The sequence below is a fragment of the Pseudomonas sp. Leaf127 genome (assembly GCF_001423155.1).
In the GTDB taxonomy this organism is placed as follows: domain Bacteria; phylum Pseudomonadota; class Gammaproteobacteria; order Pseudomonadales; family Pseudomonadaceae; genus Aquipseudomonas; species Aquipseudomonas ovata.
On record NZ_LMOA01000002.1, the window covers coordinates 45,165 to 69,051 of the forward strand.

The 23,887-nt window shown below is 57.7% G+C and carries 18 protein-coding genes and 2 pseudogenes; 12 read left to right on the top strand and 8 right to left on the bottom strand.

What is annotated here, in order from left to right:
- Positions 1 to 3 precede the first annotated feature (3 nt).
- A complete protein-coding gene (gene xseA, locus ASF84_RS03935; RefSeq protein WP_161959179.1) occupies positions 4 to 1,383 on the bottom strand; it encodes an exodeoxyribonuclease VII large subunit in 1,380 nt (459 codons plus the stop codon).
- A gap of 269 nt (positions 1,384 to 1,652) precedes the next feature.
- On the opposite strand from xseA, the gene ASF84_RS03940 reads away from it, so the two are divergent.
- The 10 genes and pseudogenes from ASF84_RS03940 to ASF84_RS29575 all read left to right on the top strand — a co-directional run bounded on the left by ASF84_RS03940 (position 1,653) and on the right by ASF84_RS29575 (position 10,967).
- Positions 1,653 to 2,426, top strand: a complete 774-nt coding sequence (locus tag ASF84_RS03940; protein WP_056835663.1) for a sulfite exporter TauE/SafE family protein — start codon at positions 1,653 to 1,655, stop codon at positions 2,424 to 2,426.
- A 75-nt stretch (positions 2,427 to 2,501) separates the two neighbouring features.
- Positions 2,502 to 3,050, top strand: a complete 549-nt coding sequence (locus ASF84_RS03945) for a hypothetical protein (RefSeq protein ID WP_056835467.1) — start codon at positions 2,502 to 2,504, stop codon at positions 3,048 to 3,050.
- A gap of 96 nt (positions 3,051 to 3,146) precedes the next feature.
- Positions 3,147 to 4,616, top strand: a complete 1,470-nt coding sequence (gene guaB, locus ASF84_RS03950; RefSeq protein ID WP_056835469.1) for an IMP dehydrogenase — start codon at positions 3,147 to 3,149, stop codon at positions 4,614 to 4,616.
- A 99-nt stretch (positions 4,617 to 4,715) separates the two neighbouring features.
- On the top strand, positions 4,716 to 6,293 hold the full coding sequence (gene guaA / locus ASF84_RS03955) for a glutamine-hydrolyzing GMP synthase (RefSeq protein ID WP_056835471.1): 1,578 nt from the start codon (positions 4,716 to 4,718) through the stop codon (positions 6,291 to 6,293).
- Positions 6,294 to 6,599: 306 nt separating this feature from the next.
- Positions 6,600 to 6,710 (top strand): annotated as a pseudogene (locus ASF84_RS29360) (Arm DNA-binding domain-containing protein); the annotation flags it as partial.
- 84 nt (positions 6,711 to 6,794) lie between these two features.
- Positions 6,795 to 7,103: an IS66 family insertion sequence element accessory protein TnpB gene (gene tnpB, locus ASF84_RS03960; protein WP_056835473.1), complete on the top strand. Its 309-nt coding sequence runs from the start codon at positions 6,795 to 6,797 to the stop codon at positions 7,101 to 7,103.
- Positions 7,104 to 7,509: 406 nt separating this feature from the next.
- The gene (gene ltrA, locus ASF84_RS03965) at positions 7,510 to 8,778 is read left to right on the top strand and encodes a group II intron reverse transcriptase/maturase (RefSeq protein ID WP_056835475.1); all 1,269 of its coding nucleotides are present in this window, start codon (positions 7,510 to 7,512) and stop codon (positions 8,776 to 8,778) included.
- Positions 8,779 to 8,811: 33 nt separating this feature from the next.
- Positions 8,812 to 9,015, top strand: a complete 204-nt coding sequence (gene tnpB, locus ASF84_RS28295) for a transposase (protein WP_236709357.1) — start codon at positions 8,812 to 8,814, stop codon at positions 9,013 to 9,015.
- Positions 9,016 to 9,033: 18 nt separating this feature from the next.
- The gene (tnpC, locus tag ASF84_RS03970; protein ID WP_056835477.1) at positions 9,034 to 10,545 is read left to right on the top strand and encodes an IS66 family transposase; all 1,512 of its coding nucleotides are present in this window, start codon (positions 9,034 to 9,036) and stop codon (positions 10,543 to 10,545) included.
- A 149-nt stretch (positions 10,546 to 10,694) separates the two neighbouring features.
- Positions 10,695 to 10,967 (top strand): plasmid mobilization protein, encoded by a 273-nt coding sequence (locus tag ASF84_RS29575; protein ID WP_442963011.1) that lies wholly within the window; start codon positions 10,695 to 10,697, stop codon positions 10,965 to 10,967.
- A gap of 143 nt (positions 10,968 to 11,110) precedes the next feature.
- Here ASF84_RS29575 and ASF84_RS03980 read toward each other — a convergent pair whose 3' ends face one another.
- On the bottom strand, positions 11,111 to 13,480 hold the full coding sequence (locus ASF84_RS03980) for an ATP-binding protein (protein WP_156684142.1): 2,370 nt from the start codon (positions 13,478 to 13,480) through the stop codon (positions 11,111 to 11,113).
- Positions 13,481 to 13,989: 509 nt separating this feature from the next.
- On the opposite strand from ASF84_RS03980, the gene ASF84_RS03985 reads away from it, so the two are divergent.
- Entirely contained in the window at positions 13,990 to 16,095 is a 2,106-nt protein-coding gene (locus ASF84_RS03985) for a hypothetical protein (protein ID WP_156684143.1), read from the top strand.
- A 582-nt stretch (positions 16,096 to 16,677) separates the two neighbouring features.
- Here ASF84_RS03985 and ASF84_RS03990 read toward each other — a convergent pair.
- From ASF84_RS03990 to ASF84_RS04010, 6 genes and pseudogenes are all read right to left on the bottom strand, one after another.
- Positions 16,678 to 17,370, bottom strand: a complete 693-nt coding sequence (locus tag ASF84_RS03990; protein ID WP_236709358.1) for a M24 family metallopeptidase — start codon at positions 17,368 to 17,370, stop codon at positions 16,678 to 16,680.
- A 404-nt stretch (positions 17,371 to 17,774) separates the two neighbouring features.
- On the bottom strand, positions 17,775 to 18,908 hold the full coding sequence (locus ASF84_RS30060) for a methyl-accepting chemotaxis protein (RefSeq protein WP_442963012.1): 1,134 nt from the start codon (positions 18,906 to 18,908) through the stop codon (positions 17,775 to 17,777).
- A pseudogene (locus tag ASF84_RS30065) lies at positions 18,894 to 19,775 on the bottom strand (cache domain-containing protein); the annotation flags it as partial. The gene ASF84_RS30060 and the pseudogene ASF84_RS30065, both read right to left, overlap by 15 nt.
- Positions 19,776 to 20,259: 484 nt before the next feature.
- Positions 20,260 to 20,943, bottom strand: a complete 684-nt coding sequence (locus tag ASF84_RS04000; RefSeq protein ID WP_056835487.1) for a hypothetical protein — start codon at positions 20,941 to 20,943, stop codon at positions 20,260 to 20,262.
- A 3-nt stretch (positions 20,944 to 20,946) separates the two neighbouring features.
- Positions 20,947 to 22,308 (bottom strand): M48 family metallopeptidase, encoded by a 1,362-nt coding sequence (locus tag ASF84_RS04005; protein ID WP_236709359.1) that lies wholly within the window; start codon positions 22,306 to 22,308, stop codon positions 20,947 to 20,949.
- 3 nt (positions 22,309 to 22,311) lie between these two features.
- Positions 22,312 to 22,740, bottom strand: a complete 429-nt coding sequence (locus ASF84_RS04010; RefSeq protein ID WP_056835492.1) for a hypothetical protein — start codon at positions 22,738 to 22,740, stop codon at positions 22,312 to 22,314.
- Between the two features lie 173 nt (positions 22,741 to 22,913).
- Here ASF84_RS04010 and ASF84_RS04015 point away from each other — a divergent pair, with 173 nt between their 5' ends.
- Positions 22,914 to 23,864, top strand: a complete 951-nt coding sequence (locus tag ASF84_RS04015; protein ID WP_056835494.1) for a helix-turn-helix transcriptional regulator — start codon at positions 22,914 to 22,916, stop codon at positions 23,862 to 23,864.
- The last annotated feature ends 23 nt before the right edge of the window (positions 23,865 to 23,887 follow it).

Consider the following 23,887-nt stretch of genomic DNA (forward strand, 5'->3'; position numbering starts at 1 on the left):
AAGTCAGTCCAGAAGAGAAAGGGTCACGGGCGTCAGGTGGTTGTCTTCGACGCGCACCTGCAATTCGCCCTCGCTGAGGCGCGCGGTGAGGCGTTGGCCGGTATGGGTCTGGTCGGCACGGCGCACCGCCTGACCGCGTTCGTCGAGCAGGATGCTGTAGCCGCGTCCCAGCGTGGCCAGGGGGCTGACCACTTGCAGGGTTTGCACCTGATGCTGCAACTGCAGGCGCCTTGCCTTGAGCTGTTCACGAATCGCCCGTGGCAAGCGTTCGGCCAGGGTGTCCAGGCGCTGGCGTAGAAAGGCCAGGGTCCGGCCGGGATGCTGCGCCGCCAGGCGGCTTTGCAGGTGCGCCACCTGGGTCTGCTGCTTGCGCAGGCTGTGGTCGAAGGCCCGGCGCAGGCGCATGTCCAGGTCATCAAGACGCTGGGCTTGCTGGCGCAGGCGTTCACCGGGATGACGCAAGCGCCGCGACAGGCCGTCGAGCAACAGCTGTTGGTGCATGAGTTTTTCGCGCATGCGGCTGACCAGCCGGCGTTGCAGGCTCTCGACCCGGCGGTGCAGGTCGCTGGCGTCCGGCGCCAGCAGCTCGGCGGCTGCCGACGGGGTCGGGGCACGGACATCGGCGACGAAATCGCTGATCGACACATCGGTCTCGTGACCCACGGCGCTGACGATCGGTGTGACGCAGGCATCGATAGCGCGTGCCACTGCTTCTTCGTTGAAGCACCACAGGTCTTCCAGCGAGCCGCCGCCCCGAGCCAGGATCACGGCATCGAAGCCCTGGCGATCGGCCAGTTGCAGGGCGCGCACGATCTGGCCGATGGCTTCGCGACCTTGCACGGCGGTGGGGATCAGGGTCAGCTCGACCTGCGGCGCACGGCGGCGGAATACGCTGATGATGTCGCGGATCACCGCGCCCGTGGGCGAACTGACAATACCGATGCGCCTGGGGTGCAAGGGCAGGGCGACCTTGCGTTCGGCACTGAACAGGCCTTCTTCATCAAGCTTGACCTTCAGGGCCTCGAAGGCCTGGCGCAACGCACCGTCACCGGCCGGCTCCAGCGTGTCGAGAATCAACTGATAGTCGCCACGGCCTTCATACAGCGAGACCTTGCCGCGCACCTTGACCTGCAGGCCGTCCTTGAGCGCCTGGCGCACCCGCGCCGCATTCTGGCGAAACAGCGCGCAGCGCACCTGGGCGCCGGCGTCCTTGAGGGTGAAGTACACATGCCCCGAGGCCGGGCGTGAGAGGTTGGAAATCTCGCCCTCGACCCAGATGCTGCTGAACACGTCCTCCAGCAACACCCGGGCACGGCCGTTGAGCTGGCTGACAGTGAGGACTTCCCGGTCCAGGCCGAGTCTTGCAAAAGGGTCTTTGATCATGGCCGGCATCATAAAGCGATTTGCCGCCTGCCCACCACTGGTGCTTTTATCGCGCATGGCTTTAGATGCATACCTTGGCAATGTCGCGGATCGCATCATTAATGCGATCGATGTGGGAGGGGGCTTGCCCGCGATGGCTGCGGTACAGACGAAACAGGTATTGCAGTGCAACGCGGCAGTGTTGTGGCGCAGACCCAGTGGGCTCTCTTGAGCGACAGCGCACGGCAGAGATTGAACCAAAAGTCATTGTCAGGGAGGAAGCCGTGGTCATCGAATACACACTGCAATGGATCGCCCAACTGGGCTTCTCGCCGCTGGACTGGCTATGGATCGAGTTGGCCATCGTCGGCGCCTACATCGTGTTCGGCATCGCCGGCTTCGGCACTGCCCTGGTGGCAGGGCCCCTCCTGATTCACTTCATGCCGCTGTCGCGGATCATCCCCTTGCTGGTCATGCTCGACTTCATCGCGGCGTTGGGCAACCTGCTGCCGGCGCGCCATTCGGTGGTCAAGGCCGAACTGCTGCGCCTGCTGCCGTGCATGGCGGTCGGTTGCACGCTGGGCGTGGTGTTTCTGCTTAACCTGAAATCCGATGTGCTGCTGTTGCTGATGGGGCTGTTCGTCACCGCCTATGCCCTGTACAGCCTGGCGGTCAAGGTGCGGCCCAGCCAGCTCGCCGCCGGCTGGGCTGTACCGATGGGCACGGTAGGTGGCCTGTTCGGGGCCTTGTTCGGCAGTGGTGGCTTTCTGTATGCCATCTACCTCAATGGCCGGCTGGAGGCCAAGGAACAGGTGCGCGCCACCCAGGGGGCGTTGATCAGTTGCAGCACGGTGGTGCGCCTGGGCCTGTTCGCGGTGGCCGGGGTGTATGCCGAGATCCCGCTGCTGGTGCTGGCCGCCTGTCTGCTGCCGGCGATGCTGCTGGGTTCGTGGATCGGGCGCAGCGTGACCCTGAAGCTGTCGCGTGAGGCGTTCGTCCGGTTTATCACCTGGCTGGTGCTGGTCAGCGGCATCGCCCTGATCATGCGCTACTTCAGCGGCTAGGCTGATTGTCACTTGACCTGAACCGGCGGGCGATTAAGCTGCCGCCCCTTGATTCCTTGCACGACAGCCGCCGCCATGAACAGCCAGAGCATCATCGTCCCGCAAATTTCCAGCTTCCCGGCACGGGAGGCCATGGCACGCAAGATCCTGCGCTGGCTGGTCACGCTGGACGTGGTCGAGCCGGAACTAAGCACCTGCGGGCGCAGCGGCAACCGCATGGCCTACGCCATTGCCCCAGGCGCCCGCCAAGTAGTGGAAAACCCCGAAGCCTTGCCGTTCGGCCAGGCGGTCAATGGCCTGGAGATCGTCACCAAGCGCTGCATCTATACCCCGCTTGACGGCTTTGCCGAAGAAGCCGGCTGCCCGGAGTGCCGCAAGGAAGTCGGCGAGGCGCTGTTCGAAAGCCTGGAAGACTGGATGCCGCGGCACACCGACAACTTCATCTGCCCGCTGTGCCGCCATGAAGACGACATCAACGGCTTTCTGTTTCTTGACCCGTGCGGCTTTTCCAACCTGGGCTTTATTTTCAACGATTGGCTGGCGGCCGGCTTCAAACAGCGCTTTCTCGACGAGTTTGCCGCCCGCCTGGACCGTCCGGTGTCCTGGGTCAAGGTGCGCTTGTAGACATGAGGTCAAACAGGCCGAGTTTTTGCATTGAGCCGGCCGGTGTGTATAGGTATAATGGCGCGCTTCCAATTTTCCCGCTCGGGAGCCCCCGCGATGCTGCGTATCAGTCAAGAAGCCTTAACATTTGACGACATTCTCCTTGTACCCGGTTATTCCGAGGTGCTTCCCAACGAAGTCAGTCTGAAATCCCGTTTGACCCGCGGCATCGAGCTGAACATCCCGCTGGTTTCTGCAGCGATGGACACCGTCACTGAAGCTCGCCTGGCCATCGCCATGGCGCAGGAAGGCGGCATCGGCATCATCCACAAGAACATGACCATCGACCAGCAAGCCGCTGAAGTGCGCAAGGTCAAGAAGTTCGAAGCCGGCGTGGTCAAGGACCCGATCACCATCGAGGCCGACGCCACCGTACGCGACCTGTTCGACCTGACCCGCCTGCACAACATCTCCGGTGTCCCGGTGCTGCACAACGGCGACCTGGTCGGCATCGTCACCTCGCGTGACGTACGTTTCGAAAGCCGCCTGGACATCCCGGTCCGCGAAGTCATGACCCCCAAAGAGCGTCTGGTCACCGTCCGTGAGGGCGCTGACAAGAACGAAGTGCGCGAGCTGCTGCACAAGCACCGCCTGGAAAAGGTCCTGATCGTCGACGGCAACTTCGCCCTCAAGGGCATGATGACCGTCAAGGACATCGAAAAAGCCAAGGCCTACCCGCTGGCCAGCAAGGATGACCAGGGTCGTCTGCGCGTAGGCGCGGCAGTCGGCACCGGCAAGGACACCGGCGAGCGCGTAGCCGCTCTGGTGGCCGCCGGCGTCGACGTGGTGGTGGTCGACACCGCCCACGGTCACTCCAAAGGCGTGATCGACCGCGTGCGCTGGGTCAAGCAGACCTACCCGCAAGTGCAGGTCATCGGCGGCAACATCGCCACCGGCGCTGCCGCCAAGGCCCTGGTCGAAGCCGGCGCCGATGCGGTCAAGGTCGGTATCGGCCCGGGCTCGATCTGCACCACCCGCATCGTCGCCGGTGTCGGCGTGCCGCAGATCAGCGCCATTGCCAACGTCGCCGAAGCCCTTGAAGGCACCGGCGTCCCCCTGATCGCCGACGGCGGTATCCGTTTCTCCGGTGACCTGTCCAAGGCCATCGTGGCCGGTGCCTCGGCCGTGATGATGGGCTCGATGTTCGCCGGCACCGAAGAGGCTCCGGGCGAAATCGAACTGTTCCAGGGTCGCTCCTACAAGGCCTACCGCGGCATGGGCTCGCTGGGCGCCATGTCCCAGGCCCAGGGCTCCTCGGACCGCTACTTCCAGGACTCGTCCGAAGGCGCCGAGAAGCTGGTGCCTGAAGGTATCGAAGGCCGCGTCGCCTACAAGGGCTCGCTGTCGGCGATCATCCATCAGTTGATGGGCGGCCTGCGCTCCTCGATGGGCTATACCGGCAGCGCGACCATCGAAGAGATGCGCACCAAGCCCGAGTTCGTCCGCATCACCGGTGCCGGCATGGCCGAATCCCACGTCCACGACGTGCAGATCACCAAGGAAGCGCCGAACTACCGCGTAGGTTGAGCCTTCAAGCAAATCGTCAAGCAACCGGGGCTGTTTTATTCAGCCCCGAGTTGTTTCTGAATCACGACTGTTACTGATTGACTTAAACGAGACTGAATCATGGCCCTCGATATTCACGCGCACCGCATCCTGATCCTCGACTTCGGTTCGCAGTACACCCAGCTGATCGCCCGCCGCGTGCGCGAGATCGGCGTGTACTGCGAACTGCATCCGTTCGACATGGACGATGAAGCCATTCGCGAGTTCGCACCCAAGGGCGTGATCCTCGCCGGCGGCCCTGAGTCGGTACACGAAGCCGACAGCCCGCGCTGCCCGCAGGCGGTCTTCGACCTGGGCGTGCCAGTGTTCGGCATCTGCTACGGCATGCAGACCATGGCCGAGCAACTGGGCGGCAAGGTCGAAGGGTCCGACCTGCGTGAGTTCGGTTACGCCCGCGTCGACGTGGTCGGCAAGAGCCGCCTGCTCGACGGCATCGAAGACCACATCGACGCCGACGGCCTGTTCGGCCTCGACGTCTGGATGAGCCACGGTGACAAGGTCACCCGGCTGCCGGAAGATTTCCACATCCTGGCCAGCACCCCGAGCTGCCCGATCGCCGGCATGGCCGACGACACCCGCGGTTACTACGGCGTGCAGTTCCACCCGGAAGTGACCCACACCAAGCAGGGCGGTCGCATCCTGTCGCGCTTCATCCTCGACATCTGCGGCTGTGAAGCCCTGTGGACACCGTCGAAGATCGCTGAAGACGCCATCGCCCAGGTGCGCGCCCAGGTCGGCACCGACAACGTGCTGCTGGGCCTGTCCGGCGGCGTCGACTCTTCGGTGGTTGCGGCCTTGCTGCACAAGGCCATCGGCGACCAGCTGACCTGCGTCTTCGTCGACAACGGCCTGCTGCGCCTGCACGAAGGTGAGCAAGTGATGGCCATGTTCGCCGAGAACATGGGCGTCAAGGTCATCCGCGCCAACGCCGAAGAGCAGTTCCTGAACAACCTGGCCGGCGAAAGCGACCCGGAGAAGAAGCGCAAGATCATCGGCCGCACCTTCATCGACGTGTTCGACGCCCAGTCCAGCCAGCTGGACAACATCAAGTACCTGGCCCAGGGCACCATCTACCCCGACGTGATCGAGTCGGCCGGCGCCAAGAGCGGCAAGGCCCACGTGATCAAGTCGCACCACAACGTTGGCGGCCTGCCCGAGGAAATGAACCTCAAGCTGGTCGAGCCCCTGCGTGAACTGTTCAAGGACGAAGTCCGCCGCCTGGGCCTGGAACTCGGCCTGCCCTACGACATGGTCTACCGCCACCCATTCCCGGGCCCGGGCCTGGGCGTGCGCATCCTCGGTGAAGTGAAGAAGGAATACGCCGACCTGCTGCGCCGCGCCGACCACATCTTCATCGAAGAACTGCGCAAAGCCGACTGGTACCACAAGGTCAGCCAGGCTTTCGTTGTGTTCCAGCCGGTGAAATCGGTAGGCGTGGTCGGTGACGGCCGTCGCTATGCCTGGGTCGTCGCACTGCGTGCGGTGGAAACCATCGACTTCATGACCGCACGCTGGGCACACCTGCCTTACGAGCTGCTGGAAACAGTCAGCGGCCGCATCATCAACGAGATCGAAGGCATCTCGCGGGTGACCTACGACGTGTCGAGCAAGCCGCCGGCGACGATTGAGTGGGAATGATTGGACGTCCGGCATTGTCCGGCACCAACTAGCAAGAAATGCCCTGGAGCCCGCGTAACTGCGGGCTTTCGGCTTTTTGAGTCTGGCAAGTTCAGGCAGCGTTTTGCATCGCCAAGCATGTATTTTTTATGGCATGGTACGGGGTACTAACTGCATCCGATGCCATGCATGACGCTTGATACCATGCTCCTCTCATCAGGACGAGCATGGTATCGAGATAGCCAAGAGGCCCGGTTTTACTGGGGGAAACCCCATTCTTCCGCGCTTTTCAGAGCATGGTATTTTTTTATGGGAAAAGTGGAAGCCATGCTCACTGATACCAAGCTCCGAAACCTCAAACCGCAAGACAAGCTCTACAAGGTGATTGACCGCGATGGTTTGTACGTGGCGGTTACACCGGCCGGCTCAATCTCCTTTGTAAGCGCTCCATGAACCCCACATTCCAAGCGCTTATCTGATGCTCGATGCTGTGCTCCCGATTCTCTCAGGAGCCCGTTCGCCATGATGCGACCCGATGCAAAAGTCGAAAAAGTCTATCTCTACCCCAAACCCGTCGACTTCCGAAAGTCCATCGACGGCCTCGCTGCCCTGGTCGAGTTGGACATCAAGGTTGCCGTCTTCGATCCGGTGCTTTTTGTCTTCCTCAACAAACCGCGCAACCGTGTGAAAATCTTGTACTGGGGTGTGTCACGAACGCTGGCATCAGCCAGCGATGCTGTATCAAAGATGGGAGTAGGCCTCCCGGAGTCTGCTTGCAGGAGCTGGCTTCAAACCGCCCGGTGCTGCTGCGTTCAAAAGGCGTGGTGGTGAGCGACCGTTGGAAAAGGCGCCGATAACGGCGTCAGGTACGTATTGAGAAGATGAGCGAAAGCAAACCGTCCGAAGACGCATCGTTAAGGATTCAAGCGCTGTCAAAACCGAGGTCGCCCAGTAGCCTCGGGATTAGTCTGGAAGATACCTGTCTACTGTCCAGATGGCAGCCGGTGTATAGGCTGCATGAGCTCAATACAGGCTTTGATATGGAAAGTGAGAACCTCGCCTTTGATGCCAAGGGAAATGACAAGCGGCTACCACCGCAAGGAAGAATACCGATGCAAAGGCCGAGGGGCGGAGCCATTCGTAGTAGTGATGAAGTTCTTGTAATGAGAGTGGAGCGAAGGGATGGCGTTGCCCAGCTCGCTTATGTCGTCAACCGGCTTCGGCGGGGAAGAGCGGCATGAGCGCAGCAAAGTCGTACAGCATTTCCAAGCTGACAGTTTGGGAGGCCTTCCAGCAAGTGAAAGCCAATCGAGGAGCCGCTGGGATAGATGAACAATCTATTGCCCAGTTCGAGCAGAAGCTGCAACGGAACCTGTACAAGGTTTGGAACCGCATGTCGTCGGGTTCCTATTTTCCGCCACCGGTTCGGCAGGTGGAAATTCCGAAGCAATCAGGAGGCAAACGCAAGCTGGGTATTCCAACAGTAGCCGATCGGGTGGCTCAGACCGCCATCAAGTTGCTTATAGAGCCGAGTCTGGACTGTCTGTTCCATCCTGATTCCTATGGATACCGGCCGGGAAAGTCAGCCAAACAGGCAGTGGAGATCACTCGTAGGCGTTGCTGGAATATCAATTGGGTAGTGGAGTTCGATATCAAGGGAGCCTTTGATCACATTGATCATGAGCTGCTGCTCAAAGCGGTTAAGCATCACATAAAGGATGAATGGATTCTGTTGTATATCGAACGGTGGCTTAAAGCGCCATTTGAGACTGCTGACAGCGTTCAGGTCCCGCGTGAAAGCGGTACACCCCAAGGTGGGGTTGTCAGTCCCTTATTGATGAATCTGTTTATGCACTATGCGTTCGATGCCTGGATGCAACGGACTTTTCCAGGTTGTCCATTTGCACGCTACGCCGACGATGCGGTGGTTCACTGCCGTAGCGAAAAGCAGGCGTGTGAGGTCATGGCGGCAATTAAGGCACGGTTGGAGGTATGTCTGCTGACCATGCACCCGGAAAAGTCGCAGATTGTGTATTGCAAAGACAGTAACCGCAAAGCAGCGTACCCAACGACACAGTTCACGTTTCTGGGGTTCACCTTCCGGCCACGGGAGGCATGGGGCAATAATGGACGCCGGTTTACCAGCTTCCTGCCCGGGGCCAGTAATGAGGCGTTAAAAAGAATGCGTCAACGAACTCGCAGCTGGAATATCCACCGGCAAACACCGGTCAGCCTTCTTGAGTTGTCACAGCAGTACAACGCTACCCTGCGCGGGTGGTGGAACTACTATGGGGCTTTCTACAAAACGGTCATGCGCAAGGTCTTCAATCACTTTGACTTGAAGCTGCAACGCTGGGCCCGTCAGAAGTACAAACCACTGGCGGGGCACAAACGCCGCAGTGTTGATTGGCTCAACCGGATGAAGAAAGCCTGTCCATCGTTGTTCATGCACTGGCATGTTTATGGAAATGAGTTTCGACCGGGCAACGGGAGCCGTATGAGTTGAGAGGCTCACGTACGGTTCTGCGAGAGGCTGAAGGTGAAACTCCTACGGCCTACTTACCAGCGCAACGGCTTCTGCCTCTGGCTCAAGCGCCTGGAGTCCGAGCGTTTTAAAACGTCGCCTGACGTGACGGACGAAGCGATTGTCCTGACCGTTCAGGAACTCAACTGGATGCTCGACGGTTTTGACCTCTGGCGTAACCGTCCCCATCAAGTTTTGACGCCGCGATTCGTGGCCTGATTCGGTATAATCCAGGGCATGAATTTCGTGCCCGACAACCTTCCTGATGATCCTGAATTGCTCAAGCAGATGCTTGCGAAGATGCAGTCCAGGATGGGCGTGCTCGAAGAACAAGTCGCACTGCTAAGGCAGCGCCTGTTTGGCCGAAAATCAGAGCAGGCCATCGATCCGGCAACGCCTCAAATGGCGTTGTTCAATGAAGCGGAGCACGAGGTCGAGTTGGCGTGCGAGACCGCTGAAGAAGAGGTCGTCCCACCCGCCAAGCGCCGTGGCAAGCGCAAGCCGCTGCCTGCTGACCTTCCGCGCGTCGAGGTCATCCACGAACTGCCCGAACATGAGCTGACTTGCACCTGCGGCTGCCGCAAGCACGCCATCGGCGAGGAGATCAGCGAGCAGCTTGAAATCGTCCCGATGCAGATCCGTGTCATCAAACACGTCCGCAAAGTCTATGGTTGCCGCGAGTGCGAAACCGCACCAGTCACCGCGGACAAGCCTGCTCAACTGATTGAAAAAAGCATGGCCAGCCCCAGCGTTTTGGCGATGTTGCTGACGACCAAATACGTCGATGGCCTGCCACTGCATCGCTTCGAAAAAGTGCTGGGTCGCCACGGCATCGATATCCCACGCCAGACCTTGGCGCGCTGGGTTATCCAGTGCGGCGAACATCTGCAACCTTTGCTGAATTTGATGCGCGACCGGCTACTGGAAAGCCGCGTCATCCACTGCGACGAAACGCGCGTGCAAGTGCTGAAAGAACCAGATCGAGAACCGAGCAGCCAATCCTGGATGTGGGTGCAAACCGGCGGGCCGCCGAATCAGCCGGTGATCCTTTTTGACTACTCGACTAGCCGGGCGCAGGAAGTTCCGTCGCGCCTGCTCGAAGGTTATCGCGGCTACCTGATGACCGATGATTACGCCGGTTACAACGCGCTGGGCGCCCAAACTGGAGTCGAGCGTTTAGGTTGCTGGGCGCATGCTCGACGCAAGTTTGTTGAAGCACAGAAAGTGCAGCCCAAAGGTAAAACGGGGCGTGCCGATATCGCGCTGAACCTGATCAACAAGCTGTACGGCATCGAACACGACCTAAAGGCTTGCGGCGACGCTGAACGCAAGATCGGCCGTCACGAACATAGCTTGCCAATATTGGCTCAGTTGAAAAGCTGGATCGAAAAGACGCAGCCACAGGTCACCGCGCAGAACGCCTTGGGCAAAGCCATCAGTTACCTCACAAGTAACTGGAGCAAGCTGGAGCGATACGTCGAGGAAGGCTACTTACCGCTCGACAACAACGCCGCTGAACGCGCGATCCGCACCTTCGTGATCGGAAGAAAGAACTGGCTGTTTAGCGACACGCCCAAGGGTGCCACGGCCAGTGCTCAACTTTACAGCCTGGTCGAGACTGCCAAAGCCAACGGCCAGGAGCCCTATGCGTGGCTGCGCCACGCACTGGAACGCCTGCCAACGGCGACATCGGTTGAAGATTACGAAGCGCTGCTGCCTTGGAACTGCTCACCCATCTCGCCTAGCTGAGCGCATCGCCCATCGTGAAGCTGGTGGGGTTTATGGAGCGCTTACGACTTTTTCGACGCTGGCATTGGGACGCATCATGGTGGTGGGCTCCTGATAGAAAACGGGAGCCCAGCATCAGCGGTCAGCTATCTGCTTGGAATGTGGGGTTTATGGAGCGCACTCGGTTGTCCCGGTCTGGATACCTGCGGGCTGTAGCATTGAACTATCCAATTCGGTCTGTTGTGGACCTGGCCGCTGTAGCCGACTTAGCTAAGATCAATGGTGACCTTGGGCGGGTCGCAGGCTTATTGAAGTTATGGCTCGTTGAGAAATATGACCAAGGAACACGGGCGGTGGACATTGACGCCATTATGGTGGAATTTCGCGAGCTGCAAGGAGAGGTCAGGGCAATTATGAGTAAGGTTGTACATGAGCGGAAATGATAAAAGCCTCATTAGGGTTTATCATTTATTTTTGATGCATTAGCTGCGCACGACATAAAGCCAAAAAATCCTATTTTTTTAAGTTGATCGGAGGGGCCAGATCCAAGAGCCCCTCTTAATGGCAGAGCTAGAGCTGCGCAGCGTTATGCTAACCAGTTCGAGTACTTTTTCTTGTAGGTTTCGATGCTGAAACTTCCACTTGAACCGCTGCTGCTAAATGATAATACATCTTTTACCAGTTTGCGCAGAAGATCTCTGTATGCTTTGTCATTGGTCTGTGAATACATTTTCTCGTAGGATGCGGACAAGTAGTTGCATACGATGAACCAGCCTTTACCCTTGTTTTCGCCATGAAAACTTTTGGCATCCTCTAAAAAGCGTATAGCGCGACTATGTTCTTTCAAGTGCTGACAGAGGAAAATACCAAAGAGCATCAGTAGTGAGGCGTGTGCAATGCCTCCTATCAGATATCGATAATCATATTCAATCGATTCAACCGCTTCTTCATATAGTCTTTCAACTTCCTGAAGGATGGATTTATCGCCACGGTGAAACTTAAACATGCCCTCTTTCAATAGTCGTGCTTTTTGCAGAGGCACGTAAGGGTGGTTCGTTATAAATGAATGCTCATCAAATTCCTTTAAGTATTTTTCGTAAGCTCTTTTGTCATTTCTACCTACGCATTTAATAGCGTCGCCATATAGAGAAAAAAGCTCCGCAATAACGATTTTGTCTATATAGTTCTTGGGTTGCCATTCGTTTACGTTTTTATGGAGTGCGGAGTTTGCATTCAGGGTGCTTTCAAGTTCGGCAAGTTTTTGTTTCATTCTTTCTTTGTGTTTTTTTATCTTGTCCTTTACTTTGTTCAGCTCTATTCGATCGGGGAGTAACTTAATGAATACAAATCTCTTTGCGAATTCGTTTAGCTCATAATACTCGCCGGATTTCTTCAAGACAAGCCGCTCTAGCAGGTAGTTGCAGATACGCTCTGCATCAGCAATTTCAAGTTTTGAAAGTTTGCTTATCGAGTAAAGTTCAATTCTTTCATCGTAGAGTGAGATTACTTGCATTATTTCATTTACTGGGTAGCCTTTTGATGATAAGTGCTTTAGGGCGTCGTCAAATGTGTTCTTGTACATAAAGTTTGCAATCATTTCTGAATTTTTGGATCGCATACTTTCTAGAGAGCGCGTGATCTCATCGAACGTGGATACCCCCCTATCAATTATGTTTAATGTTTGGACTATTATTAATGCGTTGCCCTTTGTTGCTTTGATCACCTGTTCGGCGGTTTGTTTTGTCACCTCCAAATTGAAGCCTTCGGATTCAATAATTTCCTCTACGAACTGGACGCCAGTATCATTGTTGCTAAACTCTTCGATGTGAATTTTTTCTTCGCATGCTTCTTCACCTCGAGAGGTTACGATGAATTGTACTGTTCTAGGGAGTGATTTAATGAATTCTATAATTTTAAGTTTTTCTTCACTTTCGATGTTTTCGATGTTGTCAATTGCGATTATCCCTCTGCCAGGATAATCAGATATGGTGGATATATCAGTGAGATTCAAACATTTGCATATCAGGCTTTTTAGGTCGGCCAAAGTAGAGAATTCAGGTTTGGCGGTGTCTATATATAGTTCGCCTGTGGTTTTGTTTTCCTTTAGATATTCATCTTTGCTAGAGAAAAATAGGAGGTATTCGATATCTGCATGTTTGCCATCTCGCTTGTCTCTCAGTAATCTATATAGGAACTCAGTTGTTATAGCGGTTTTTCCAACGCCGCCATAACCGTACAGTACAATCGAACCTGCTAATCGCTGGCGAACATCATCTCCCAATAATGATTTGTACATGTTTTTTATTATTGATTCTCTACATAGAAGCCGTTTGTGCGTAGAGCTTGCGAAGTTTAGATTGTGGTGACTTGGCAGTACTCCAAGATTTATACTGTTGTACTTCTGTACGTTTTTTCTAATATTTTCTTTTGTTGCGTACCAGAAATATTGTTGATCCAGTGCTACCAGCAAGTTTTCTATAAAATAGACGACCTTGTTGGCGTCTAAGACTGTTGTCGGGTGCGAGGCGGGATGAGAAAGATTGTTTCTGAGTTTGTGGTACAGTGTGCAGCAGTAATGAAATTCCTCAATAGAACTGAATTCTTTTACTATGTCTTTGTCTGAAAAGTGCGCGTTAAAAAATATTAATAATAAATCTATAATTTCTGAAATGTAAGGTACGTTGTTGTTATAGCTTTTGCTATCAAGTGCTTTTTTGCAGTCGCAAATTAATTGGTATATTTCTTTGTATTTTGTTGTAAAGGATTTTAGCTTTGCGTCGAATCGCTTCGAATATATCAGTTTGTCAGAAATGGAAATTGATTTTAATGCTGTTTGAAAAGCTGCGGCGTCCTTATAATGCTTAGATAATATATCAGATACGAAGCTTCGTAATGCAACCTCTGAATTTTTGACGATTCGGTCAAGTTCTTGAGATTGCTCTATGGATATATACACTTGAACTTCCTATTTCTGTGTGATGGTTCCGCAACTTTTTCGCGGTTCTGCAATGGCTATTTTTGATGCTGAGCACCCTCGGCCGACGGTCGAGTAGGGCATAATGCTAGCATGAAGGTTGGAGGCTTGCCTTTGAGGTAGCAGGGCAAGTATTTTGCTTTGATAGCTGATTTTCCGAGTGTCTGGCACTCTCTACCCTCTTGACAGCCACTACTGCGTCCCGGATGAAAAACAACGCCATTGGCCTGAGAGACCTCTTACCTCTTGGTTCTGCGTTGCACCTCGGCTTGGGAGCGTAAGCCAATCGAGGGGTACATCTATCCCCGTTGAGGGTTCAGATGATTGCTATCTGGAGCTTTGCTAAAACTCGCAGGTATCGGGTCGAGCGAACGAGGGGGAGCTAGCGCAATCCGTCCTTAGTACGCATAGCACAAGCGGAGTGAGGCAATCTACATTGTTCGGGAAACTACTCACGTGAGGGAGCGATGGCGGGGAAAAGACAACATTATGTGCCGCGTCTTCTGCAACGCGGATTTCTTGCTGAGCTGGATGGCGAGCGTACCTGGCTGCACCGGGCTGGCGGACCAGCGCGGCTGGTCGGCATCAAGGATGTAGGAACTGAAGACTGGTTCTATTCGCGCAAGGGAGAGCCCGGCGAACTGACGTTGGACGACGCGATCACTGCGTTCGAACAGGACTTGGGCAGGGATGTCGCGATTCTGCGCACGACGCCACCCGGCAGTTCAATCGAGCCGGGCCTGGCCGCACGGATCACCGTGCATCTGGTCATGCGCACCGCGCATCTGCGCCAGACGATTGAGCACGGGATCGACGGTATCTCAAGCGAGATCGAGTCCATCTTCACCGATCCGACGCGGCTCGGCGCTATGATGGGGATCGACAGCCCGATGTTAGCCTCCTCTGTGACGGATGCCATCCGTAGCACCGCCCAGGATCTCGTGCCGACGGGATTTCCAGCGCCGCTCAGCGAACGATTGATGTCCTTCTTCATGCGCGAACGCGGCGGCGAACTGGCTGCGCAAGCGGTAGCCACGCTCACGCCAATGTTCCCTACCCTGTTCAAGGATCTCGCGAGCCGGGTGCGTGACAGTCACAATGCGATCGTCGCCAAGCCGCTCGACGATTATGGCTGGGTCAAGGCTCTCACCGGCTTTCACTGGACGATCGAGGCCGGGGTTGACCTGATCCTGCCTGACGCCGTGGCGCTCGCACGCGAGACCGGACATTCGTTGGCGCCGCTTCTGTTTACGACGGCCGCTAACGCCGAGCTGATCCTGTTGCCGGTGGCGCATGACCGTGTTCTGGTCGGCCGGCACGACAATGCGACTAGCGTCGATTTGACAACCTATAATGCGCAGGCGGCAGCGAGCTGTCAGCGCTTTTTCGTCGCTGCAAGCGAGTTCGATGCTGAAGGGCTGAGCGCCACGATCGGCAGCGGTCCGGCGCAGGCGCTGGCGGCATCGATCGCCGAGTCCGTACAGGACGCGGAAGCGGCGGGGCGTGATCACGACGGGGCCGACCGTCCGCGGGCGCAGCCACGGACGTTTGAGCTGGCGGATTTTTCCTACTGCGTCACGTTACATGATTTTGGCGACGAGGTGCTTGCGCAGGAATACGCCGCTATCCTCCAGAGCGTGGTTGGGGCGCTGTCGCGCGACATCCCGCTCCACGATCTTGATGGTGTCACCATCGCGGCCGATTACGGCGATGCGCTAGCGAAGCTCGATCGCGGCGACTCTGATCTGCCGCCGGTGGCCAGCGGTGCTCTTGGATATGGAGTCGGCGTCGCCAAGCCTGTGACCGTGGTCCGCGATGGCAAGCTCAAGTCGCATCTAGTGCTGGCTGCTGGGATCGCCGCAGCCTGGACCTCGGACGATGCGGACTTGCGCGCATCAAGCCTGCACCTGCTGATCAAGATGCTGGCCGGGATCGCCCATGGCACGCGCTTTGCCGATGTCCCGCCGTTCACACCGAATGCGATGGGCCGCGAACTGCACCTCGCCGTTGCCCATGCCCCCAGTGGGTATTGGAGCGCTAAACAAGCCGCCTTTGTTCATCCGGATCAGGGTGATAACTATGCCGACCTAGTCATCACCAGTCTCGATTTCGCGCGGAGTGAAATTGGTGCCGCGCGCGCGCGCATGGCGGACGATAGTGATGTGGGCGAAGCTTCGCTGATCGCAATCGAGTGCGTCTCGGCCGCGCTCAACCATGTCGCTGAATGGCTGGGCCATCGTGACGGTTTGGCGCCTGACCAGTCTTTTGCCGGCGACGATCTGGCAGCAAGACTGGCACCGTCCGGGCTCGATCATTGGCTTGCGTTGTTCGGGCGCGATCTCGCGGCGAGCTATGGCGAAGATGGCGCGATCGACCTTGCGGTCGTGATTACGCTTAGTCGCCATGTGGAACGCCTGTTCTGGAGCCTTGGCATCTATTGCTGGCCCGAGGGCGAAAACGTCCGCTGTGTCGTATCCGATCGGCCGCTGGCGCCGCTTTTGCTACCGGGGATCGATATACTCGCAGATGTTCCAACGGTCGCTCCCGCGCCCCGCAATTTTCAGCTGCCCGATAATGGCGAGAGTGGGCTGCAATGACCGATGTGGAATGTCTGGTTTCTCCGGCGCATCTCCCAGAATGCGTCGGTCGGCTAGGCCCCAGACCCAGCCATACTCCCACCGTCCGTTGTGATAGTGGCGAATCGTTGTTGTGCGGCGAAAACCATTGCCTACGGGCCTCCAGCTCGAAGCATGGTATAAATCATGGTGTTCTATATCATAAATTTTGTAAGCTTATGATAAATATCAGTTTTTATGGTTATAAATAATAGAGTGGGAATAAGGTTTTCTCACAACTACCTGATTTTATTGTCAAAAATAAAAACGGGTCGTTGTGTTTACTGCCTCATCAATGGCGTTTTTAATGGCGCACGTCTTATTTAAATAAGAGAGCGCCATCGATACCCGGTCGCGGGCAAGGCATGCCGACAGGGTATCGAGAACGCTGAGTCGCGCAGACGTCACCAGCGGCTGTTTGGCAGTCTCCAGGAGGGTATTGGTATGGATTATTCATCACCACCGGCCTCGCCACTGTTATCGGCTGCAATCCGATCAAGCGTGAAGCCATTTCCTGGTATGCGAACGGGGATCACAGGTGTCCATAACCGCATCCTGTGATACTCAATCGATCAACCTGCTCAGCAATCGGTGCCCATCATGGGTCACCTCGACCATCGCTGACAGCATCACGCTATCCGCGCCGTCCTGGGTAAGGATGGTCCAGAGTTCCGGTGGCAGGAACCGCACGCCAAAGGTGCCGGACTTGGCCACCCCATAGACGTTTAACACCTCACCGGATTTCATCAGCGTTTCATCATTGAAGGCGCTCTTGTAACCGAGCACTTGAGGTTTCTGAATCCGCATCTGGCCCATGGAGTATCCCGCCAGCTCCTGCACGGCCACCACGTGATCGGCATCAAGCGCCTGCTCAATGGCAGCGCCCACGTTAGACAACCGCTCGCCAGCCCGAATCTGGGCGATACCTTTTCGCAGCGCGCGTCGAGCGGTCATCAAGAGTTGCTGCTGTTGTTCAGTTGCATTGGGGGTCGCGAATGTCCATGCCTGGGCAACATGGGCCTGTGGCGAGGCGGCTACCAACTCCACTTTGACCAGTGCCGCCTCCGGAAACGGCGCGTCAGTAGGTGGGGCGTTTCCCACCTGATTATTGACCGAAACCGGCACCGCCACGGGGTATCCCTCGTAGCCTACTAACATTGGCCGCCAGCCATGCTGCAAAAACTGCTTCAGTAAAAACGCCTGGATCGCTACACCGTTGCCACCCTGGCGGATCATCGGTTTGACCTTGAGCAACATGTCACTGGCCAGGGGCGCGATCCGCGTCTCAGCAGCTAAAATTATCTCGCTGTCCAGTTGAGCAATCCTGGCCCCAAGCGCTCTGTTGCCTGTGGCGTAGCGGTCGTACAGCGATTCTGTGGCGAGAGCACTTTTAAAAAAAATGAAAGCAGTCCGATCTTTTTCATCAAGTGGTGCCCTGGGCGCGCATTAATTAAAGGTGTTCGCTGAGTCGTTGGGGCGGTCAAACAGGTTAACAACGGCCACCTGCAGGGGAAAGCGTTTGTAATGGCGTGGCCGCTCGATATGACTGATTCAGCGGCAACTGCGGTGCTGGCTGACACCTTACGCTGTGCGCGCTATCTGTTTTCTGAAGGAGGCATCAGCTTCGTTAAACTGATGCCTGTTTGCCCCAGTCTTGGGGGTTAGTGGGTGCCGCGGCTCAATCCACCCAGGCGGGTTGAGATCGACTGCATGCTTTTGCCCAGTTCCCGAAGAGTACTCGCATCTCGGGCACCTTCTTCACTGGCCGCATGGATACGTACCGCCAGCTCGTTGATTTCCTGAGTCACGTGGCTCTGCTCTTGGGCGGCCACTGCGATCTGCTGGGCGCGCTGGACGATGTCATCGAAACTGCCCACCGTAGTGCCCAATGTGGCGGACACGCCGACCGCCTGCTGCACGGATTCGCGAGTGCGTTGAGCTCCATTCTGCATGGTTGTGACGGCAGAATTGGATGCCTGGCGCAGTTGGGCGATCATCTCCTGAATTTCGTTGGCAGACGTTTGAGTGCGACCTGCGAGCGTGCGCACTTCATCGGCCACCACCGCAAAGCCACGGCCTTGCTCACCGGCCCGTGCGGCCTCGATAGCAGCGTTGAGCGCCAATAGATTCGTCTGTTGAGAGATCGATTTGATGACCTCCAGCACGCCGCCAACGCGCTCGATGTCTTCACCTAACTGAGTGATGGCGGTGGCCGCGCCTGAAATGTCGGTCGCCAGGCTTTCGATGGATTCGCTGTTGCGGTTGACTTCGTCCTGACTTTTTTGCGCGTCTACCAGTGAGCTGCGGGCCGTGTCCGAGCAGTCTGTGGTGTTGCGTGCGACCTCGTTGGCGCTGGCCGACATTTCAGTAATGGCAGTGGCGAGCAGGGTGTTGTCCATGCGTTGAGTCTCTGCCCGTTCAGCCAGGCCGTTGGACAGTTGCGCCAGCTCATTGGCCTGGGCTTCCAGTGACACTGATTCATCGGCAATGCGTCGCAGCATGGCCTGTAGAGAGCCGGCGTAATGGTTGACCGCAATGCGCAACGCGCCGAGTTCATCGGACCGCAGAATCTCTAGCTGAGCACCTGCCTGACCGCCTTGGCCCAGACGTTCGATTTGCGCCGTGGTTTCCTCAAGCTGAGTGAGCAGCCGTTTGCCGGCCAGCCATGCGAGGCCCAGCAAAATACCCAACAGCGGCAGCAAGAACAGCAAAATCTGCCCGGTCAGCTTGTTCGCGAGTCCGACCACACGGGCCTCAGGCGTGACCAGCCCAATGCGCCAGCCGGTGCCTTCCATGGTTTCCAATGTGATGTAAGCCGGTCCATCCAGGCGCGCGTCGTTTTCCAGATACAGCGTTGTAGTGCCGGCCGGCTTGCTCGACAGGCTGTCGGCGACCGGCTTCAGCCACGGTTGTTCCTGGCTCAATCCGGCAATGGTGGGCAGGCCCTTGGTGCTCTTTGCATCGGGAAAAAACAGCAGGTTCCCTGAAGGGTCGACTGCAAAAGCGTAGCCGCCGGTGACATTGCCATTAGCCTTGAGAAACGCTGCGAGGCCGTCAAGCTTGAGGTCGATAGTGGCGACACCGGCAAACGCGCCCTGTGCGCGGTAGGGCACGCTACACGTCGTCATTGCCACGCCACTGACCGGGTCCTGGTAAGCATCTGACCAGACGCAACGTCCCGGTGGCGCAGACTTCGCTCCGGTGTACCAGGACTCAGCCTGATAGGGCGGGGTCTGCGCAGCGTTGTACTCGTCCGAATAATCCAGCTGATTGTTGCCGTTGCGTGCCCAGAAAAAACTTCGGCGATCAGTTCCGGCAGTAAAACTGTTGGGTTCTGGCCACAGCCCGCCGCCTGCAATGGCAGCATCGCCTTGGCTGTCGATCACGTTAGGCAGATTGGCCTTGAGCAGGGTTTCGTCGTGGGGCAGGGTTTCGGCCAGGTGCGCCATCGCCGCCGTGGTGCCCTCAATGCGATTCACTTGCAGGGCCAACTGGCGGGTAATGGCCCTGGCCGATTGTTCCGCTGCCTCGGTGCCTGCTGCGACTAGCTGAGGCTTGCCGCCCAAGGTCATGACTGAATAAATCGCCAATGCCGTGAGAACCAGCAGCGTCAGGATCCCCAGCGTCATTCGCCCTGAGATGCGGTTGGGAAGTAGCAACATGCTGAAGCTCCACAAGATTAAGGTTGGCTGTAGTTGATTACGGCAGCCAGGCCCGGGAGTTGAGGCGCTGCATAATGTTTCTGATGATTAGACGACCGGCGGCTAAGGGCGCTCTGTAAAGACTTCCGGATCGGGTGAAATACGCCAGTCCCAAGCACTGAGCGGTTAAGCCCCGATGCATCAGATGCCCTTCGCTGATGCCAGATAATCGGGTCGATTGCAGTGCGGTCGGGCAGTCGCTGGCATCGAATGTGTCCGGCAAGTGGAATCGACCGACAGGAAACGGGCACTGGCTGCCACTTACAAACGCCCGTTTTCGGCCAATGAGTGTCGGTCACCCATGGCAGCGATTGCCGACCCACGCGTTGAGCATTGAGATGCCGCAGGGCAGTATCCCGATCAACCTCACGAAAAGCGTCCAGGGATAATCCTGAGGCGCGCGCCTGTTCTTCAGTGATGTATTTTCAACAACCATAAACCGGCTCTACCGTACAACCGCTCCGGGGGCGCGCTGAGTGCCCTGGCGCAGCGCATCAAGATGTTGTTGTGCGTGGGCGGCTTGGCAATAGGCGTTGAGGATGTCTGCGATCTGGTCACAACCCAGGGTACGACCCTCATGCATCAGGCCGGCAGATTGGATGCGGACCTGCGGCTGGGGCTTTTTCAGGGCCAGGGCCTGGTTGCCGAACAGCTGCCGCGCGGAGCGATGAACGGGCAGCGGCGCATCGGGACGCAAAATCAGTTTCTGCACCGTCAGCCAGCCTTCGTCATTGACGGAGACGTCGACAACGTCCACCAGGTCCACCGGTGTGCTCAGGGTGTCCGCAAACAGCTGGCGGCGGGTCAGGCGCATAAACGCGTGTTGCCCGGCGTTGCGGTGCTGCCAGGTGATCAACACGAACACCACCGCCATCACCGCAGCACACACGGTCAGGCCGGTGCCCCCGCGATGCAGGGCAAATCCCAGCAAGCCCAGGGCAATCAACAAAAACAGCGGGCCGCACACCTTGTACCGGCGCGAGTTGGTGAATTCGGTCTGCTCGGGTACGCGCTGGATAACCTGCTCGAGTTCGGTTATCGCACGCTCGCGCTGGGCGTCGCGGGAGTCGGTGTATTCCTGGCTGAGTGCGCTGGCGAGATCCGACAGCGGATCGGTGGGTTGGGTCATGGGTCATGCTTCTTGGACGGTTGATATCGGCGGTAATACGGGCTGCGTAGCAGTCGACGACGCCGGACGGGTGAGTTGGCGGAACCACTGTCGGTCGTGTTCGGTGAGCACACGGGTGGCCTCGGCCAGCAGCGTCTCATCCAGCGTTACGCCCAGTTGCTGGAGACGTAATGCCGTCGGCGGATGTGTATCAAAAGGGTGCGTGATGGCGTGGTCCAGCGCCGCCTTGTTCAGGCGCAGCGGCGTGTGGCTCAGGTGGTCGGCCAGGGCCTGGATCAGGTTGGAATGACGCTCGGCGAGCAGCGTTTGGATTTCACCGTCCAACGCGATCACCCGTAACAGCGCTTGGCAGAACAGACGTTCACCGCCGATGTTGCTGCCCGCCCGGTCCGCGACCAATTCCTGAGCACGGCCCCAGTGATGCACCGCCAGTTGAAAGTAATGCAGGAAACGTTGCGTCATCCAGATGGCCGGGCGCTCGATCCAGGCCGGGTCGGCATCCTCGGCACGGATAAACGCAAGGTGCAGGCACATCAGGCTGAACTGCGCACCTATCTCGCTGCCTCGTTCGGTGTCGCGGCGGCTGAAATGACCCAGCTCATGACCGATGATCGACGCGGTCTCGGCCTGGCTCAGGGTCGAGAGGTAGGTCAGCGGCAGGTAAAGGGTGCGCCCGCATAGCAAGTCGCCGCCCGGTTGCAGGGCTACATCGACGCTGGTGACGAAAAACGATTGGTCGATGCCCACCACTACATGGTCGGGCACCGGCGCGCAGCTGGCTGTGGCCAGTTGTTCGATCCACGCCCACAAGGCCGGGGCCTTGTCACGCCCGATCCTTTGCCCCAGAAGCGCCAAGGACGGACTCTCCAAGGCATGCCATTGCTGGCGCAGACGCCCGATCAACAAGCATCCCGCCCACAGCACGGCAACCAGCGGCACCGCCACCAGCAGCATGAACCCGCCACCGGCCTTGAAGTGGCTCCAGCCCCAACTCAGTTCATACAACAGGCTCAGGGCCAGCGCGCCCAGCAACAGCCCGGTATACGCCACCAGCCAATGCCCCAAGGCACGCCAGCAGAGGAACAGGCGGTCGTAGAGAAAATCCCTGGATTTCAGCGCGCGCCAAGCATCCAGCCTCAGCTTGAGCCAGGTCGCAGGTCCGGCCACCAGCGCGGCGAGGGCCAGCCAACAGGCCAACCCTGCCAGCACCTGACGCACGCGCAGCCAAGCGTGGTCGCTGCCGATAGGCTGTGCTTCACGCAGCACGTCATCGACACGCCCGCTTTGTAAACTGGCCCAGGCCATCAGTACCAGCGGCAGCAGCAACATCGTCAGCGGCCACGACCACCGTGCGCGTCGGCCCATGGCTCAGTTGGCCTGCAAAAAATCGGTCAGAAAAGCCTGTGCATTGCCTTGGCTGGACAGGAGCTCGTCATAGCCGACGTTCAGCGCCTGCGATTCGCCAGGCAGGTACAGTTCGCCCCAACCTTGTTGCAGCACCAGCACCACGAATTTTTGCCCGTCCACGGTCGTGGAATAGCGGGTGCCCTTGCTGGTCTTTTCCACGGCCATCTTCTGGATCTTCATGTTCCAGTCATGGTCCACGCCCTCTACCTGCACCAGCGCCTGATTGTCACTGCGCGCACCGATGCGCAGGGTCCAGATTTTCACGCCACCTTCGCCGGCATAGGCCAGCACTTTTTCCGCGACTTCCGGGCGGTTGTCAGCCTGGGCGACCCCTGCGATCACGGCCAGAACCAAGCCCAGCAGTGCGGCCCACTTGCGATACGTCAACATTCACAGATTCCTCGACAGTTCAAAGCCTGCCATTGAAATCAACGCTGCAACGCCTGCCAAGCGGTCCGGCCGTGGCGCACAACAATAAGGTCGTGACTCACAACAACTGATCGGGATGCCCGATGTCGATATCATGCAACGCTGCCCACCCGTTCTGACGGACGCTTTTGCCAATGGACCGCCGCCGTAACCCCTATCTGGACACCCACTTCTGTTTCGATCACCCAGAGGCCCTGGACCAGGCCGGTGTATTCGATGCCAGCGCGCGGCAGGTCATAGGCAGCGCGATCGGCCATTACCGCGCACAGACCGTGCGGTCGCACCTGCAGTATTTCGACTGTGATTTGCAGTTCCCCGAACCGTTATGCATCCATAAGGTGCTGCCCGACAGCGTGTGCATCGTGCAGGTACTGGATGGGCAATGGCAGCATCGGGTAAACGGTCGGCTGAATGAATACACCCCTGGCGCGCCCCATGTGCTGGGCTTGGGCGAAAGCATGGAAGCCAAGGACCAGATGCCTGCTGGCAGCCGTGTGCGCATGGCCGGGCTGCGTATCAGCGGCGACTATCTACGTGAATTGGCCGAACAAGACCCGTCACTGCAGCCGCTGGCCGGGCTGCTCGACGATGGCATGCACTTTTCAGAGCTGCATGGCTGTCGCGTCGTCGGGCGTTTGTTCGAGCGCCTTTATCACTCGCCCTACCAAGGGGCGTTGGAACGGCTGAACCAGGAAAGCCTGAGCCTGGCCGTGCTGGTCGAGCTGGCGACGCATCTGGCGCCACAGCCGGCCAGGCCTGTGGCCGCGTTGCACAGCCATTCGGACCTGGCACGCGAAGCACGTTTCAAGCTCGATGCCAGCCTGATGAACCCACCCGGCACTCTGGCGCTGGCCCGGGAGCTGGGCGTGGGTGAAACCACCTTGAGACGTGTCTTCAGGCGGGTGTACGGTCAGTCGATGCTCGATTACGTGCGCCAACAGCGCCTGGAACTGGCGCGCAACCTGCTGCGCCAGCGCAAATGGCACGTGGCGCAAATAGCCCACCGTCTGGGCTACGCCAACCCGGCCAACTTCAATCATGCCTATAAGGCGTATTTCGGCCATCCGCCAGGGGCTGAATCCTGACGTTCGCTCGCCCCGGCGTTGTA